General features: G+C 68.9%; 16 protein-coding genes and 3 pseudogenes. 8 read left to right on the plus strand and 11 right to left on the minus strand.

Annotated elements, in window-relative coordinates; translation table 11 throughout:
- Nucleotides 1-301: 301 nt before the first annotated feature.
- Nucleotides 302-811 carry a transposase gene (locus tag ACZ4U1_RS15425; RefSeq protein WP_467903442.1) on the minus strand — a complete coding sequence of 170 codons (510 nt, stop codon included), beginning with the start codon at nucleotides 809-811 and terminating at the stop codon, nucleotides 302-304.
- 335 nt (nucleotides 812-1,146) lie between these two features.
- On the opposite strand from ACZ4U1_RS15425, the pseudogene ACZ4U1_RS15430 reads away from it, so the two are divergent.
- From ACZ4U1_RS15430 to ACZ4U1_RS15440, 3 genes and pseudogenes are all read left to right on the plus strand, one after another.
- Nucleotides 1,147-1,335: pseudogene (locus ACZ4U1_RS15430) on the plus strand (IS5-like element IS4811 family transposase); the annotation flags it as partial.
- 336 nt (nucleotides 1,336-1,671) lie between these two features.
- The gene (locus ACZ4U1_RS15435) at nucleotides 1,672-1,902 is read left to right on the plus strand and encodes an acyl carrier protein (RefSeq protein ID WP_467903444.1); all 231 of its coding nucleotides are present in this window, start codon (nucleotides 1,672-1,674) and stop codon (nucleotides 1,900-1,902) included.
- 125 nt (nucleotides 1,903-2,027) lie between these two features.
- Nucleotides 2,028-2,249 (plus strand): hypothetical protein, encoded by a 222-nt coding sequence (locus tag ACZ4U1_RS15440; protein ID WP_467903446.1) that lies wholly within the window; start codon nucleotides 2,028-2,030, stop codon nucleotides 2,247-2,249.
- Between the two features lie 69 nt (nucleotides 2,250-2,318).
- Here the strand turns inward: ACZ4U1_RS15440 and ACZ4U1_RS15445 are convergent, their stop codons facing one another.
- The 3 genes from ACZ4U1_RS15445 to ACZ4U1_RS15455 form a co-directional block, all read right to left on the minus strand.
- On the minus strand, nucleotides 2,319-2,516 hold the full coding sequence (locus tag ACZ4U1_RS15445) for a hypothetical protein (RefSeq protein WP_467903447.1): 198 nt from the start codon (nucleotides 2,514-2,516) through the stop codon (nucleotides 2,319-2,321).
- 227 nt (nucleotides 2,517-2,743) lie between these two features.
- A complete protein-coding gene (locus tag ACZ4U1_RS15450; RefSeq protein ID WP_467903448.1) occupies nucleotides 2,744-4,453 on the minus strand; it encodes an aminotransferase class I/II-fold pyridoxal phosphate-dependent enzyme in 1,710 nt (569 codons plus the stop codon).
- Nucleotides 4,450-4,599 carry a hypothetical protein gene (locus tag ACZ4U1_RS15455; protein ID WP_467903450.1) on the minus strand — a complete coding sequence of 50 codons (150 nt, stop codon included), beginning with the start codon at nucleotides 4,597-4,599 and terminating at the stop codon, nucleotides 4,450-4,452. Before ACZ4U1_RS15455 ends, ACZ4U1_RS15450 begins: the two co-directional genes overlap by 4 nt.
- A gap of 265 nt (nucleotides 4,600-4,864) precedes the next feature.
- On the opposite strand from ACZ4U1_RS15455, the pseudogene ACZ4U1_RS15460 reads away from it, so the two are divergent.
- From ACZ4U1_RS15460 to ACZ4U1_RS15470, 3 genes and pseudogenes are all read left to right on the plus strand, one after another.
- Nucleotides 4,865-5,344: pseudogene (locus ACZ4U1_RS15460) on the plus strand (transposase family protein); the annotation flags it as partial.
- Between the two features lie 218 nt (nucleotides 5,345-5,562).
- Nucleotides 5,563-6,018, plus strand: coding sequence for a hypothetical protein (locus ACZ4U1_RS15465; protein WP_467903452.1), 456 nt, complete (start codon nucleotides 5,563-5,565; stop codon nucleotides 6,016-6,018).
- 294 nt (nucleotides 6,019-6,312) lie between these two features.
- Nucleotides 6,313-7,062, plus strand: a complete 750-nt coding sequence (locus tag ACZ4U1_RS15470) for a transposase (protein ID WP_467903453.1) — start codon at nucleotides 6,313-6,315, stop codon at nucleotides 7,060-7,062.
- A 102-nt stretch (nucleotides 7,063-7,164) separates the two neighbouring features.
- Here the strand turns inward: ACZ4U1_RS15470 and ACZ4U1_RS15475 are convergent, their stop codons facing one another.
- Together ACZ4U1_RS15475 and ACZ4U1_RS15480 are read right to left on the minus strand one after the other, a co-directional pair.
- A complete protein-coding gene (locus tag ACZ4U1_RS15475) occupies nucleotides 7,165-7,452 on the minus strand; it encodes a hypothetical protein (protein WP_467903455.1) in 288 nt (95 codons plus the stop codon).
- Between the two features lie 405 nt (nucleotides 7,453-7,857).
- A complete protein-coding gene (locus ACZ4U1_RS15480; RefSeq protein WP_467903456.1) occupies nucleotides 7,858-8,736 on the minus strand; it encodes a GNAT family N-acetyltransferase in 879 nt (292 codons plus the stop codon).
- A 251-nt stretch (nucleotides 8,737-8,987) separates the two neighbouring features.
- Between ACZ4U1_RS15480 and ACZ4U1_RS15485 the strand changes: the two genes are divergently transcribed.
- Nucleotides 8,988-9,290, plus strand: a complete 303-nt coding sequence (locus tag ACZ4U1_RS15485) for an ester cyclase (protein WP_467903543.1) — start codon at nucleotides 8,988-8,990, stop codon at nucleotides 9,288-9,290.
- A 61-nt stretch (nucleotides 9,291-9,351) separates the two neighbouring features.
- Here ACZ4U1_RS15485 and ACZ4U1_RS15490 read toward each other — a convergent pair whose 3' ends face one another.
- The 5 genes and pseudogenes from ACZ4U1_RS15490 to ACZ4U1_RS15510 all read right to left on the minus strand — a co-directional run.
- On the minus strand, nucleotides 9,352-9,915 hold the full coding sequence (locus tag ACZ4U1_RS15490; RefSeq protein ID WP_467903458.1) for an EF-Tu/IF-2/RF-3 family GTPase: 564 nt from the start codon (nucleotides 9,913-9,915) through the stop codon (nucleotides 9,352-9,354).
- Between the two features lie 233 nt (nucleotides 9,916-10,148).
- Nucleotides 10,149-11,069 carry an RNA polymerase sigma-70 factor gene (locus ACZ4U1_RS15495; RefSeq protein ID WP_467903459.1) on the minus strand — a complete coding sequence of 307 codons (921 nt, stop codon included), beginning with the start codon at nucleotides 11,067-11,069 and terminating at the stop codon, nucleotides 10,149-10,151.
- A complete protein-coding gene (locus ACZ4U1_RS15500) occupies nucleotides 11,066-12,271 on the minus strand; it encodes an NAD(P)/FAD-dependent oxidoreductase (RefSeq protein WP_467903460.1) in 1,206 nt (401 codons plus the stop codon). Before ACZ4U1_RS15500 ends, ACZ4U1_RS15495 begins: the two co-directional genes overlap by 4 nt.
- A 931-nt stretch (nucleotides 12,272-13,202) precedes the next feature.
- On the minus strand, nucleotides 13,203-13,760 hold the full coding sequence (gene tpg, locus ACZ4U1_RS15505; RefSeq protein WP_467903461.1) for a telomere-protecting terminal protein Tpg: 558 nt from the start codon (nucleotides 13,758-13,760) through the stop codon (nucleotides 13,203-13,205).
- A 12-nt stretch (nucleotides 13,761-13,772) separates the two neighbouring features.
- Nucleotides 13,773-14,150 (minus strand): annotated as a pseudogene (locus ACZ4U1_RS15510) (telomere-associated protein Tap); the annotation flags it as partial.
- 474 nt (nucleotides 14,151-14,624) lie between these two features.
- On the opposite strand from ACZ4U1_RS15510, the gene ACZ4U1_RS15515 reads away from it, so the two are divergent.
- The gene (locus ACZ4U1_RS15515) at nucleotides 14,625-15,341 is read left to right on the plus strand and encodes a DUF6308 family protein (protein WP_467903462.1); all 717 of its coding nucleotides are present in this window, start codon (nucleotides 14,625-14,627) and stop codon (nucleotides 15,339-15,341) included.
- Nucleotides 15,342-15,670: the final 329 nt, after the last annotated feature.

Consider the following 15,670-nt stretch of genomic DNA (forward strand, 5'->3'; position numbering starts at 1 on the left):
GGACGGCTACGCCGTATCAGCAGCATCTGTCGTGCCGTCCGCAGCGTACGGCCTTGCCGCTCGCTGTCTTCATGCACCCCGGCACCGTTCCTGGCCCACCGAAGACATAAAGTGCTCGACTTGCAGCTTCAGCCGGGCAGGAATTGACAAGGCGGCTCCCAAGACGCACCTGAGGCGAGACATCTCAAGGTGCTTGGAGAACCGTCGAGTCCCAGCTCGAAGGCGAGCCGCCGGGCAGCGCGCCGGGCGCGGGCAGCATCGCGCCCGCGCGCCGGCATCGGTGTCACCGGCGGTCGCAGCCTTACGGGTCCTGTCTACGGCCACGACCACCGCCCCGCGACTGCAGGGCGCCCACAGCGGCAGGTCGCAGGTCCGGGGCACCCCGGGACCCGTTGCCAGGGACTTGATCTGCTGGGATTCGGGCACCGCGACCACGTATCCGGCGCCGAGCTGCTCGAGCAGGCGGCGGAAGTGTCAGTCCTGTCCGTAGGCCTCGGCCGCGGTGACCCACGCGGCGGGCAGGCCGGCGGCCAGGCAACGACGGACGAATGTCCCGGGCCAGCTCGCCCTTCGTTGCGGACGTCCGCTCATCAGGGATCTTCGCTGCCCGGCACCGCGCGAGGTCGGATGTCCAGGACTTGGGCAGGTAGAGCTCCCGGTCAGCCAAAGCCCTGCCCGAGCCAGTGGCGTAGGCGGCAAACACCCCCGATCTGGCAGTTGTCAATCTTTCCGGAGGTCCCGGGGTACTGCCGGCCGACCCCGCCGACGTGGTGCCCTTCTTGATGAACCCGGTGTCGTCGATGATCTGCACCCCGTCGGACCCAGTCGTTTCGCCACGTAATCGCGGACATCGTCACGCAGGGCGACCGCGTCCCCAGACGCTGCTGTGCAGCAGCCGCTGAAAGCCGTCCGGAGTGCGGTGGCCTGCCCACTCCGCGAGCTGCCAGCCGTTCTTGCGCGTCGCCTGCCCCAGCCACGGACGTAGTCCCGCATCCGCCACCGCACATCCGCCCTGACGAACCTGCCCGCCATCCGAGCGAACACCGATTCCAACTCAGCTGCTCGGAACGGGACTTTACTCATCCCCTCTATGCCAGGACAACGACAACTACCAGCTCAGGACACGAACCGCTGCTGGAGTACTAAAGAACCGTCAGCCGACCGAAGGACACCCCCGGGTGGGTCCTGTTGGCCCGGCGCTGGGTGGTCGAGCGGTCACTGGACCGGATCATGCACGCCCGCCAACGTCCGGGGGACTGCGAACGGCTCATCCAGCACTCGGAGTCGTTGATCACCTGGGCAGCTGCCACCCTCATGACCAGGCGAATCATCCGCCGAAGGTCCCGCAGGAGCGGCCAGCCGGCGTCCCGCGAAGCCCAGCGGGACTGATCGTTCTCAAGGGCAGGACCATCACCTTGGCCTTCACCCGGGCCTGGACGCGGCCCTGAGCAGGATTGAAAGCAGCACTACGCAGGCGAGATCATGCGCCGCTTCGGCCAGCTGGTCGAGGCGCCGACCGACCCGTTCAACGGGCGACTCCCTCTGTTGCCGGTACCTATCACTCCGATGTCCCATCATGTCGGGGCCGGCCGCAAGGCACGTGCGACGGTTGATGACGTGCCACCTGCACGACGATCGTGCGCGACAACGGAGCGAGGAAGGAGCCTTGGCATGGCTGTGGAGGAGCGTGTGAAGACGCTGCTGGCGCAGAAGCTGGCGGTGGAACCTGACGAGGTGACCCCCAATGCCCAGCTGCGCGAGGACCTGGGTGAGGAAGACGGCGACGGTGGCCCACTGGCCGACGCGCTGTCCCAGGAGTTCGGCATCACCTGCACTGAGAACGACCTCTACGACCTGCTCACCGTCCAGGACGTCATCGACTTCGTCAAGAAGCAGGCCTGACGGAGGCGTGTCCGGCCGCGCGTGCCCTGCCGCGGCTGCGGGGAGGACGGATCGCCGACCTGTTCCAGGCTGAGCCGGAGCTGACCCCTGAGGACGCCGCCACCCGTCTCGGATACCCGACCGCGGTGCAGCGGACGGCCCTCGCCAGCGCCGCCACCGAGCTGCGCGCCCGCCGGGTAGAGCCATTCCTGCAGCGCGTCGCCGACGTCCTGGTAGGCGCTGGCCTGGCCGAGCAGCAGGACGTCCAGGTACAGCGTCTGGAGGGCGACGTCCTCGCCGCGGCCGTGCTATCGCCGAAGGCATCATCCGGCGTGAAGCCATTCGCTGCCTCAAACGCTCCGTCGTGAGAGCTCTACACAATCATCATCCGAGCCCGAACCCTGCCCGACTGGCTGTAACCGGCACGTGAACCAGTCTCAAGCCCACATCGCTTTGGCGACGGCGTGCCGTGCTGAAGCCGCCCGCCCGTAGAACCCTTGGAGGTCCCGGTGATAGTCGAGGAACTCCTGCCTGACCTGTGCCTCGTCCCAGCCTGACCAGACGAGCTTGGCACTGGCGACGTTCCACAGCTTGTCGAAAGAGACAGTGGCAAGGAAGTCTGCGGCCTGTGCCACGGGGCGTCAACCGGCCTCTACGCCGCAGCTGATTTCGCTCCAAGCTCACTGCCGTCTAGGACAGAAGCTGACCTAGCTCACGGAGCCAGCCGGCCGCGGTGCGTCGCCGCCCGAGCGGGGCGAACGGCACGCGACCACACCTTGCGCGCCCCCATACCGTGAAGGGCTCCGGTCCGCATCCGCCCCTTCGGGCGGTACGGACCGGGGTCAGCCGGGCGCGACGGCGGTCAGGCGGTCGCCTGTCGCCAGGTGTCCAGGACGGCCTGGACGGCACCGGAGACTTGAGCCTGCTGGCCGTTGTCCGCCCACAGGTGGGCATCATGCTCGCTGAGTGTCACTGTCTGCCCGGTGACGGTGGCGGTGAAGTTGTACTGGCGGGTGCGGCGGCCCGAGCCGGAGCGGTAGTCGAAGTGCCCCAGGTAGGTGTCGACCTCGGTCACGGTCAGGCCGGTTTCCTCGGCGACTTCGCGCCTCAGGGCCTCGATCAGGCTCTCGCCGGACTCGACTCCGCCGGAGGGCAGCTCCCACAGCCCGCCGAGGTAGTCGTCGGCCTGCCGGTGCATCAGCAGCACCTCGCCGTCCTCGCTGGCGATGACGGCGCCGACGACGGTCTTCTCGATGCCGTCCCGCGCGGCGGTGCGGGCGAGGTCGTCCAGAAGGTCGGGGGTGACGGTGGAGGTGGTACACGTCAGGTCCTTCGCGTGGGTTGCGACTTTGGTGATGGCGGTGGTGTTGGCGTCGGCGAGGCGGACGTCGTCGGCGCCGCTCCAGACCGGCAGCTTCAGCGTCGTGGCGTGCACGTACTCGGCTGCGGGGAAGCTGTCGGCGGGCTGGTGGTGGCCGTCTGCGTAGCCGGGCACCAGGAATCCGGGGGCCTGGAGCAGCGGATGCGTGTGCAGCGGGCAGGTGGAGCCCGGCTGATCGGCTTCGGTGGCGCCTTCGGCGTGGAGGGCCTCGAGGAACCGCTCGATCGGCAGGCCGCCGAGTCCGGCGGGCTCGCAGCGCAGCGGCGGCGCGTACCACGACGCCCGCGCGGCGGCTGGCACGTCTGGGATGCGGATGCCAGGGACGCCGTTCAGGGCGGCGCACATCCGGGCCGCGATCGTCTGGCGTCCGGCGAGGTGGCCCTCCAAACGAGTGAGCTGGGTGCGGGTGAGGGCTGCGGCCAGGGGATGGATGCGCTGTTTCAGCCCCATGCCGGTGACCGCATAGCGGGCGAGCGGGTGACTGGCGGGGATCTCACGGCGGCACCGCTTGTTGTACTGGCCGTGGAGCAGCACTCGGTAGTACAGCTCGGTGTCGTCGGTAGCGACGAATCCGCCCTCGCCGGCGGACAGCGGCTTGGGCCCGTTGAGGCTGAACGCCGAGGCGGTGCCGAAGGTGCCGGTCGTCTGGCGGTTCCAGGTGGCGCCGTGGGCGTGGGAGCCGTCCTCCAGCAGCATCAGCTCGTGCTCGTCGGCGAACGAGGTCAGCGCGTCCATGGCCTCCGGCAGCCCCCACAGGTGCACGGCCACTACCGCCTTCGTCCGGGCGGTGATGCGGCGGGCGGCGTCGTCCAGGTCGAGCCGGCCGCGGTCGTCGACGTCGGCGAGGACGGGGTGGGCGCCGAGGTGGAAGAGCGGGGTGGCGGTGGCGTGGAAGGTGAGGGCCGGGACGATGACCTCGTCACCGGAGCCGATGCCGGCCGCGGCGTACATCGAGTGCAGCGCGGCCGTCCCGGTGCAGGTGGTCACCGTGTGCCGGACGCCGAGGTAGGAGGCGAGCGCGTACTCCAGGTCCGCGACGATGCCGGAGCGGTCGGGGATCGAGACGGCCGTCTCCAACTGCGCGGCGACCGCGCGCCGGTCGGAGTCTTCGATCGGCGGCCACGTGAAGTGCGGGCCCGGGGCCGAGATGGCCGGGGTGCCGCCGAGCAGGGCCAGCGTGGAGTCGTTCATGCCAGGTACTCCTTGGGGTCGGCGGGGCGGTTGGTGGTGGCTGAGGCGTAGGCAGCGGCCAGGAACGCGGCGTGCAGCAGGTGCTCGGCCGGGCCCGAGGGGTTGGGGGCGGAGCCGTCGGGGACGCGGCAGAAGCGGTCGATCACGGTGGCGGGCGGACAGGGCCAGGCCGGCTCGCGCAGCAGGGACTCGACGACCTGTCCGGCCGGGTCGAGGAGGCTGACGACGCCGCGGTCGAGGGTGAGCGTGCCCTAGGGGCCGGTGATGGCCAGGTGCTCAGTCTTCGGTCCGGCCGGGCGGGAGACCCGCAGCGAGCCGTACAGCCCGCGGTCGTAGGCGAGGTGCACCAAGGCGGTGTCCTCCGCGTCGTACTCTGCCTCCGGTGCTGCGGCGGCCGAGATGTCGGCGCGTCTGAAGGCCCTACGCGAGGCCGACCCCGATTTCGTCCTGCTGGACGGGACCCTCGCCGAGTGCGACCGGGTCGGCGACTCACGCGCGGACTACTCCCACAAGCACCGCCGGCACGGAGTGAACGTACAGGTGGTCACCGATCCGGACGGCCGGCTGCTGTGGCTCTCACCCGCGCTGCCGGGCCGCGCCCGCGACATGACCACCGCCCGCACCCACCGGATCATCCGCATCTGCGAGCGCCAGGGCGTTCCCATCCTGGCCGATCTCGCCTACCAGGGCGGCGGCCCCTGGCTGACCACGGGCATCAAACGCAGGCCCCTGCAGGACCTCACCCCCACCGAGAAGACCGTCAACCGGGCCCTGGCCGCGGCACGGGCACCGGTCGAACGCGGCGTCGCCCGCTTGAAATCCTGGCGGATCTTCCGCAGGTCCCAAAGCCATCCTCACCCTGGAGCGTCAAGGCTGCAGAAGCTCAATTGACCGATCCACTTTGGATCGCATTCATCATTGAATCGTGAGTGAAACGTAAAACCCTGTCGACTTGCGATCAGGATTGCGGAGTGCTGCTCTGGAATAGGCAGGGGGTAAAGGGCTAAATGATCCGGGCCCGAATGGGTGGCGTTCAGCCGAAGGAGGGGGACGACGCGTCGTGTGACGACGGGATGCCCCGCGCTGCGACCCGCTATCGGAGGTTCACGATGACACAGGTCTCTTCTGCCCGCATTCCACTACGTCAGATCATGGCCGTGCTCTTGACGGCCGCCCTGACCCTCTCCCTCTCGGTGGTGCTCACCGTCACCTCGACGAAAGAAGCAGCCGCCTCGTGCTCCGCCAGCCGGTTCAACGGAACGTGGCGCTCGTCCGACGCGAGGCTGAAGCGTATCGACGTATGGCAGGGAGAGGACTGCCACCTGTACGCCAGGGCCTGGTCCGTCTGCGAGAACGACTCGTCGCGTATCTGCAGCTGGGGAAACAGGAGAATGGGAGACAGTCCCGAGCCGAACTTCCAGTTCGTCGGATACAACTGGAGTGACGCCGATGAGGTGCTGCACCTGCGGATGCAGGACAGGTCTCACATCTCGGTGTGGGACGGCACCGACTACCACAACGGTAAGAAGGTCAGCTTCACGGTCGCGATGTACAAGAGCGGTTGAGCCCGCGAAGGGCAGCAACTCCGCCCGCGCCGCTACTGGACGAGACCCCTTACCAAGACAGGTGGGGGCCTCGCCGCTCGTCCCCCGCGCCCGACAGGATGCGAACCGCGCCGGGATGGGCCCCCGTTCGTGGATACCATGCCGGCTCGACGAGCGAACGGAAGCACTGAGCGTTTTCAGCGTCGCCACTGATCGGGTGATGCCGGTCAGGGCGAGGTGAGGGCCACAACGCACAAAGCCCCCGTGCCGTTGAGTGAGGTGTCGTCGTCTCAACCCACCGGCACGGGGGCTCTGTTGGTTTCCTATCCTGTCGCTCTCGAACTCCCTCACGCCCTGGTCGAGTGGGTCACCATGCTCATCGTCACCCGCGAGGGTGACCGCCGCTGCAAGCTCCCGCCGCACCAGCGTGCGCTTGTCGCTCTGGTGTACCTGCGCCGCCACGACACCCTCGCCCGGATCGTGGCCGGGTTGGGGATATCCGTCGGTACCGTCCACGCGTACGTCACCAGCGGGGCCGGCCTGCTCGCCGAACGAGCCCCTGGCCTGCTCAAGACGCTGGGCGAGCATGATCCGGACTTCGTCCTGCTGGACGGGACCCTCGCCGAGTGCGACCGCGTCGGCGACGGCCGGGCGGACTACTCGGCCAAGCACCGTCGGCACGGCGTGAACGTCCAGGTCCTCACCGATCCGGCCTGCGAGTTGCTGTGGATCTCGCCCGCCCTGCCGGCCCGCACTCATGACCTCACCGCGGCCCGTACCCCACCGGATGATCGGTATCTGCGAACGCCAGGGTGTCCCCGTCCTCGCCGACCGTGCCTACAGGGTGCCGGCTCTTGGGTCACCACCGGACTCAAACGGCCACCGGGCGGCGAGCTCACCCTCACCCAGCGCACCGTCAACCGAACCCTGGCCGCAGCCCGGGCACCGGTCGAACGCGGCATGGCACGGCTGAAGTCCTGGCAGATCCGCCGAAGATCCCGCATCAGTCCCAACCGCATGACCGTCATCACCAAAGCTGTCCTCACCCTGGAGGGGCAACGCTGAAAACGCTCAGTGGCCCCGCTGAAAGACCTCACTGCTTGCGAAGAGCTCGCTGAACCAGGGAAGGCGGCATCTGGGGCCCGTCCTCGAACGCCGCAGTTCCCATCAGCGGCGGCCCGATCGCGACGCGGCGATCAGCTCCCGTACGACCCAGAGTTCCAGGCCAGCGCCCACCGTGACCACCGTGACGACGCTTTCCAAGGGCCTGCCGGAGCAGACGAGACCGGCATCAATCAAGAGCACGGTCACCACGAGGAGAGCTGCTGCCGTGGATACGACAGCCGATTCGAAACGAGGGGGCGCGCCGCGTTGTTCGCGGCCTCTCTTGCTTTGGGCGTAGATGGACTCCAATACCGGTTCGCCACTCGACAAGCCGCCCTGTACGTACTCCAACTGAGCTCCAGCCCAGTGGAGTTGGGTGACTGCGTGTCATGGTTCCGGGCGCGTAGGGGGTAAGTCCAACGGGCGCAGCCCACCGTTTCATTCTGTCCGGGCAAAACGCTTGAATCGGTGGCGGTGAAAAACCCGGCTGCCTCATGAAACACACAGCTCAGCGGCTGCAAGGGCCCGGACAAACATCACGGCGGCACGAGGCAGAACCAAATGTGTCCGGTCGCCGCTGTCCATCCGTTCCGGCCCCCGACCTACTCGTCGTCAAGGCGTTGCGGCGTTTCGACCGCATGGCTCCCCCGACCACCGCCCCCAACCACCCACAATGCAGCCTGACGCTAGGGCGTGTATCGAAAGCGCGGAAAGGCCGGGCGGGGTGATGCCCCGGTCCGGCCCGTCCGCTCTCTGCTAGAGGTCGAGCTGATGCTGGTGTGTCGTGTGCGTGGGTGTGTAGCCGAGATCGTCGTTGATCCGTCGCATGTGCGCGTTGCTGTCGGCGGTGTCGGTCAGGAGGCCATCTAGGTCCGGATAGTCCCTATGGGCTTGTCGGATCGACTCGGCCTTCATCCATCGGCCGAGGCCGTGACCACGGTGCTCGGGCAGCACGCCCGTGCCGTAGTGCTGGCCGTCACCTACGCCGTTGCCGGGGATGACGAGTTCGGTGAACCCGGCGATCGTGCCGTTGGAGGCGTCGATGGCGACGACGGTGTGCAGGTGGTCGCCGCGCTGTTCGACGGCCTTCGCCGCAGCCCGCACGCGGTCCACGTCCCAGGCCACGGTGGCGTACTCGGCGTCGTCCATGGGCATGTCGTCCATGGCGCGGCGTGAGGCGGCGAACGTTCGGGCGAGGTCGTCGGGGACGGTTCCCTGCCATGACGTCAGCCGGTAGCCGGGATGAGGACGCTCGACGATCCCAGCGAGGACGGTGGTGTCCACCTCGGCCATTGCCAGGCGGGTGTACCTGAAGGTGAGGACCTTCCGGAAGCCGCGCGCTGCCAGGAAGTGGTCGCCGGGCGATCCGTCTTCTGCCTGCGCGACGACGTGGCGTCGGGCGTTGTCCCGGGCGGTGGCCAGGGCGGTGTTGAGGAGCCGGGAGCCGACGCCCTTGCGGCGCTCCGCGGGATGAACGCGGAGGTCGAGCTCGGCGAGGTGCTCTTGTCCGCCGTCGAGCAGACGCAGGAAGGCGGTCCCGGCAGGGATGGAGTCCGCGTCCGAGGCCAGCCAGGCGAGACGCCGACCGTGCGGCCCGTGAGCGGGGTCGGTCAGTGGGGTGATGCGAAGGGACAAGGTGTCTCCGTCGAGAGGAGGTGGCAAGGGTCAGTACGCGAGCTCAACTCCTGGGCACTCGTGCGCATGTGCTCTACACCTCCTGGTCGACAGCGCCGGCCTGCACCGAAGCGGGCGGCTGAGTGAATCTAGCTGGCTGCCGGACCCCTGGGCAACGGATTAACGAAGGGCGGTGCGCGTGTGTGGTCACAGCCACTAGTTGATGGCCGCGACGAGGACGGCCAGCGGGTGATCTAGGACGGGCCGCAGGGCTGCGAGCGGGAACCCCTGCCGCTCGCCGGACGGGCGTTCGACACCGCGGACCCGGACCTGCTCGATCAGGTTCTCGCCCCCGACTGGACTCCACAGCTGCCCGTTCCTGGCAACCCGACCTGCCCTACCAGGTCGACGTCGTCGTCGAGGGAAACACCGCGGCGGTCCGCGCACGGCTGTCCGGCCGCCAGGTCGGCGAATTCCTGGAAATGCCCGCCACCGGACGCAGGATCGAGATGACGACCATGGAGTTCCATCACGTCCACAGCGGCCGCATCACCACCATGTGGCACCTGTGGTGAGGTGTGGGTCAAGGCGTGGTTGTTGGCGGGGTGGATGCGGCTTTGGCTTCTGTCGTGGACCTCAGCGGGGGAGTTGTGTCACGGTGCCGGAGCCGGCGGCGCGAGCGTGGTGGCGGAATGCGAACGTCTGGCGTTCTTCGAGTGCGTGGGGCTGTTCGGGTGCCACGGTGACCTCGGTTTTGTGCAGGGGCTGGAGTATGGCGGGGGTTTTGGGGGGTGTGAGGGTGGCCCACACTGCGGTGGTGCGGGTGTGGAAGCACAGGTGATCGCCGCAGAGAATGTTGACGGTGCTCTGTTCCTCGGGCAGCAGGGTGGTGTCGGCGGTGAAGTCGGCATGGGCGGTGAGGGAGCGTGGTGTGGCGAGCACCTGGCCCCGCTCGACGGTGTCTGTGGCGATGCCGTGCAGCAGCACGCCGACATTGATGTCGGCGCTCGCTTCCCCGATGCGCATCCGGTCCTGCTCGATGTCCGCGACGAGGGCGGTTGCGCTGCTGCCGAAGCCGATGATCTCCACCGTGTCGCCCCTGCGCTCCCGGCCGCGTTCGATCCGGCCGCTCACCATGACCGCTCTGCCCTGCTGCAGGCAAAAGACGTCTTCGACTGGCATCAGGAACGGCTTTTCCACCGCGCTCCCCCTGACCGGCCTGGAGGTCCACTCATGCGTGCCCGTGCTCCCTCGTGACCGGACGCGGCTGTGGTGGACGGGGTTCCCAGGCTGACAGCGATCGCCGGCCGCCCCCCGGGGGGGGCGCGGCCCGGCTCGGGGCGGCCAGGATCTGACGGAGATGTGCCAGGGAGCGCGCTACGGTCGAAATGCTGGATGGTCCGCCTCATGGTGTGGGCCGTTGTGGGCCGTGGTTACTGCGTTGCGATGTCGTGGGTGGTGCGGTTGGTGATGGCGTGGAGTTTGTCGGGGTTGGCGACGTTGTGGATGGTGGTGATACGGCCGTCGGCGTCGAAGTCGAAGGTGATGGTGGCGATCACGCGCTCGGGCCCGGTGAACACGATGCCGGGGCCGGCGTTGATGTCGAGGAGTTCGGCTTTCATGTCGGCGGGCTGGATGCCCTGGTAGGTGACGGTGCTGATGGCTGCGAACCAGGCGGCGACCGTGGCGGCGCCGGTCACCGGGTGCAGGGCCTGGCGGACCTTGCCGCCGCCGTCGGTCCACAGGGTGACGTCCGGGCAGAGTAGTTCCATCAGGGCGTTGACGTCCCCGCCGGTCGCGGCGGCGAGGAAGCGTTCGGTGGCTTGGCGCCGGTGTGAGGGGTCGGCGGTGAAGCGGGGCCGTCGGGCTCGCACGTGTTCGCGGGCGCGGTGGGCGGCTTGGCGTACTGCGGCCTCGGAGCGCTCTACCGCCTCGGCGATCTCGGCGTGGGTGAAGCCGAAGACTTCCCTGAGTACGAACACCGCGCGTTCCAGCGGGCTGAGCGTTTCCAGTACCACCAGCATGGCCATGGACACCGACTCGGCGTCCGTGACGGCCTCGGAGGCATCCGGGCCGGTGAGGATGGGCTCGGGCAGCCACGGCCCCACGTAGGTCTCCCGCTGGTGCCGGGTGGAACGCAGCCGCTCCAGCGCCAGGTTCGACACGATGCGTGTCAGGTACGCCTTGGGGTCGGCCACCTGCGAGCGGTCGGAGGCCGACCACTTGATCCAGGCGTCCTGGACGGTGTCCTCGGCATCGGCGGCGCTGCCCAGGAGGCGGTAGGCCACGGAGAACAGCAGCCGCCGGTGCTCGTGGAAGACCTGCTGACCGGGGTGGGTGGTCAGGCCGGTCACCGGGCCTCCCGGACCCGGCTGGAGCGGCCCCCGCGGGGCCAGACAGCGCCCGAGGCGGGCATCTTCTTCATACGGCCGTACGTCGGCCAGGGCGAGGCGGTCACCGTCTCCTTGTACCGGACGGCCATACGGCCTGTCAGGAAGATCCGGCGCGGGCTGTCGTCGGGCCGTGTGAACTGCACCACGGCGTCACCGCGTCCCAGGCTCACCGGCGTGTGGTAGTAGCCGAACCGGAACGGTTTCGGCTGCTTGCCCTTCAGTGCCCGGTCGATCGACAGCGCGGCGTGCACCCCGGTCGGCATGCCGCCCTGGCAGGTGCCGTGCATGACGCCGTAGCCCTGCCGGATCGCGGCCGCGTCACCGATCGCGTACACCTGCGGGTGGGACACCGACCGCAGCGCGGAGTCGGTGACGATGCGTCCCCGCGCGTCGACGGCCAGCCCGGCGGCGGCTGCCAGCGGCGAGGTCCGCGTGCCGCTCGTCCACAGGACCGCGCCGGCCTCGATGCTCTCCCCGCCTGCCAGCTCGACCGCGCCGGGCAGCACCTTGACCACCTCGACGCCGGCGCGTACTCCCACTCCCAGCCGGCCGAGCGCGGCGTGCAGATACCTCTGGGCCTTCGCCGTCATGCCCGCACCGGGCTCCTGCCTGCCCACCAGCACGACGTCCAGCTCCGGATGCCGCTCGGCGATCTCCGCGGCCGACTCGATGCCGGTCAGCCCGCTGCCCGCGACCACCACCGTGCCGCTGCCCAGCCGCGCCAGCCGGTCGGCCAGCAACTCGGCGTCCTGGGCGCTGTTCAGGGTGTACGCGTGGTCCTCGGCCCCCGGCACCGCCGCGGTGTCGGCGACGCCGCCCAGCCCGTACACCAGCGTGTCGTAGTGCAGCACCCGGTCGTCGTCGATCCGCACGGTCTTCGCGTCCGCGTCCACCGCCGTCACCCAGCCGCGCACGAACTGCGCGCCCGTGCCCTGAAGCAGCTCGGGGATGCTCAGCTCGGCGAGCTGCTGCCCGGTCGCCGTCATGTGCAGCCGCATGCGCTCGGTGAACCGTTCCTGCGCGTTCACCACGGTCACCTGCACGTCCTCGCGCCGCTTCACCCGGGCCGCGAGCTGGATGGCCGCGGCCATGCCCGCGTATCCCGCCCCCAGGATCACCACGCGGTGCGCGCTCGCCGTGCCGGTCTCCTGCCGTGTGCCCATCGTTTCCGTCCTCCTCGGCTCGCTTGCTGACGCCCACCAGATGGGAGCAGGCGGCCTGGACGTGACATGGGCCGGGTGTGATGCGCGCCACAGCCTGAATCCGGGCTCGTGGGAAGGCGGTCGAAGGTGTCCGCGCAGCCGTGGCGCCTTCGGCGGGCGAGACGGCTCCCGGGACGGACGCTCGAGCCCCGCGGCCAGTGCGAACGCCTCGGTCAAGATGGCCGCGAGCACGACCACCCGTTGACCGTCCTGCTCTCGTCGTCGGTGGCATCCGGATCGCGCGGCGGCCGCAGCCCACCGGGCGGGCCGGGAAGCTGGAACGGCTACCGGCCGGGCATGGTGATGCGCTTCCGCACGAGCAGGGAGGGGCGGGACACATCCTCGTCGCGGTCCGTGGCCGCGCACAAGGCCGTGGAGGCCGGTGCCTACGAGGCACTCACCGTGCTTCTCGCGTCCGAGGCGGATCCGAACGAGAGGTGTTTTTCGGGGACACGTTGCTCACCCGCGTGCTCGGTCTCCAGGGCGAGGGTCACCTGCGGACGGGACACCCGGGGAACACGGCGGCCACCGCGATTCTGCTCCGCGTACGAGGCAGATCCTCAACTGCCCGCTGACGACGGGCGGACTGCCCTGCAGGTCGCCGGATGCCACGGTCACGTCATGGCCCAAGCCCTGCTCAGGCGTTTCCTCTCTGCGCCGGCTCGCACCGGCCGGTCACAGCCATTCGTTCGGTCCGCGACGAGCGCGGTCGTCCCGTGGCGGACGGCAGGCGCGTCGTACCTGGCGGCCGCAGCCCGGCGGCACTTGAGGCGGTTGATCCCGCACTGGACCGCGTGGCGCTCGCGATAGCCGGTCTGGACGGCACGGTCCGCGATGCCCCCGCCGCGGGCGCCGCTGCTGCTCACCGTCCGGTGCGTCGGCGCGCCGGTGGCTACAGCTCGAATTCGAGGTCGATCAGGTCGGTGAGTTCGACTTCGAGGCCGTGGGCGCGGCGGCCGTTGTCGCGGAAGTAGACCTCGCCCAGGGCCTCGGCGGCGATCTGGCGGAGCCGGTCCTCGGTGGCGCCTGCCTCCCGGGCCGTGAAGAGGCGGGCGGCGTGCTGGGGGGGCAGGGCGAGGGTGAGGTGACGTAGGCGGGCGTCGTCGGTGCTGCCGGGGGCGGCGGTGTAGCCGAAGCGGGCCTGGACGTCGATCATGATGCCGCCGGTGGTGGCCGCGGTCTGCTTGGCCCTGGCCCGGATCTGAGGCTGCCAGCGGGCGCGGACCTCGCCTTCGAGCCGGTCGGCGAGCTGGGGCCGGGGGGTTTTGATCTGGTTCTTCACATAGCGTTCGACGGTGCGCTGGCTGACGCCGAGCAGCTCGGCCACCCGCCGGGTGCTGCCCTGGTGCCGGCGGACCAGGTAACGCATCTGTGCCCCGGCGGACTTCGGGATCGGGCGCGTGAACGCGCCCTGGACCGCCTTGTCGAGTCCTTCCCCGACCGTGACCATGCCGCGATTCCCCTACTCTCCGGTGTCCTTGGCGGTGACCTCGCCGGTCTTGATGTAGCGGGCGAGGTTGGCGACATGGCCGTCGCCGGCGAGCTGCTCGAGGACGTTGGCGCCCCACAGCACGCTCTGGGTGCCCTCGTGTTTGACCATGCCCGGGCTGACGCCGAGCCGGAAGCTGCCGGGGATGGTCTTGCCGCCGGCGTCGTAGGGCAGGACGTCGAGCGGGCTGGGGCCGTCGGCGGCGTAGACGGCGCAGTCCGAGAGGACCGCGACCGGATACTGCCCGGTGGCCGCGGCCAGATGCAGCATCTTGCGGTGCATGTTGATCCGGGCCCGGGAGATCACGGCGGCGCGGATGTCGGGCCGCCACGTGGGCCGGGCGAGTGACGGTCTGCGGCGGAGTGTCAGTCGGGCATCGTCATCTGAGTGTCAGTGGTGCAGGCTCACTGACCTGGTGGTTGGCACTGACGGATGGTGCTCATTTGTTGCTGACATGGGTGACGAAAGGACATGTCATTCTCACGCCGACCGCTATAGTGTGTGCGGAGTTTGCACTGGTCAGGGACGTGAGGGGAACGGCTTCACTCGGCTCTCGATCTCCGTGGCCACGCCGATCTTCACGGCCTTCGCGTTGTCCGCCGACGGCACGACGTGACATCCTCAATTCCGACAACTCACTTGCCTGGACGGCCTGGAGCCGTTCGAGCACCATTGGGTCGAGCAACCTTTGACCGCGGGACATCCTTCGGGCTGCGCGCCGGAGGGCCGGTCGTGTCGGTGTCGGTGTCGGTGACTACACTTCAGCAGTCGGTCGAGCTTGTGTTGCCTTGCGGTTGTGGGCGGGGGCCGGGGGAGTGGCAACTGATGTCCGGGGGCGGTGTGAGGGACCGGAAGGTGCGTGTTGGCGGGCGTAGCGTGGAGTTTGAGGTAGCTGCCCGGTGGGTTCGCTCCTATTTCGATGAGTCGGCGAACAGGGCCGCCGCGGCCGCGAAGGGGGTCAAGCCGTTCGCGTACCCGGCATACGACCGGATGACCACAGGCAGCGGTCCGGACGAGTTGAATGATGGCGACCTCCTCGCTCCGTTGCTCCTCAACGCCGGTCCCACGATTGCCGCTGTGTACTCGCTGCACGCCGTGCGGCCGGCGCTGGAGGCCGGGCTGGCCGCCATACCCCAGGACCTCGCGCTGCAGACCGCAGTGGCCCATGGCCGCCACGGACCCCTGCTCGAGAGCCTGATCGGCGTCTTGGACGTTCCCGGAAAGGTGCCCGGGATCGGATTGACCAAGTTGACCAAGATCCTCCATCGGAAGCGCCCGCTTTTCATCCCGCTCTTCGACCAGCAGGTCAAAGCTTGCTACTACAGCAGGGACGCCAACTATCCGATGCATCCCACGTCTGGGCGACCTGACGCAGTTTTCTTCTCGACTCTCGCCGAATGCATGGCTCGGGACCTCAAGGAGCAGCCGGAGCAGTGGGAAGCCCTGGCATCGCAGGCCCCGGACGACGTGTCGCGGTTGCGGATCCTCGATGTCGTGGCCTGGAAGCTGGGTGCCGACTCGCCTGCGCCAACAATGCCTTGATGAGCTTCGGCTGGCATGGCTCAGCCTGAGGCACTACCCGGTAGCGGGCTGGTCGGACAGGTCCTGCTGGCCGCATTGCGTTGCGGTGAAGAAGTTCTCCGCGGTCGCGTCAAGTTGTCGGCCGATCATGTGAGCGCTCCCATGAGCTGACAGCGAGGAAGCCGGAGCCTGGCGTGGGCGAGCAGCCATGCCCTCGTCTACCTGTGACTTGGCGGCTTTCAGCATGGCGCCTGGCTGCTTTTCCCTGGTGTGGTCAGGACGGAAGGGCGCGCAGGACGAACGCGACCTCGTCGTACCAGCTCAGGAGCTCACCGACGGTCGGTGGCATG

The organism is Streptomyces sp. NPDC028928 (assembly GCF_055564915.1).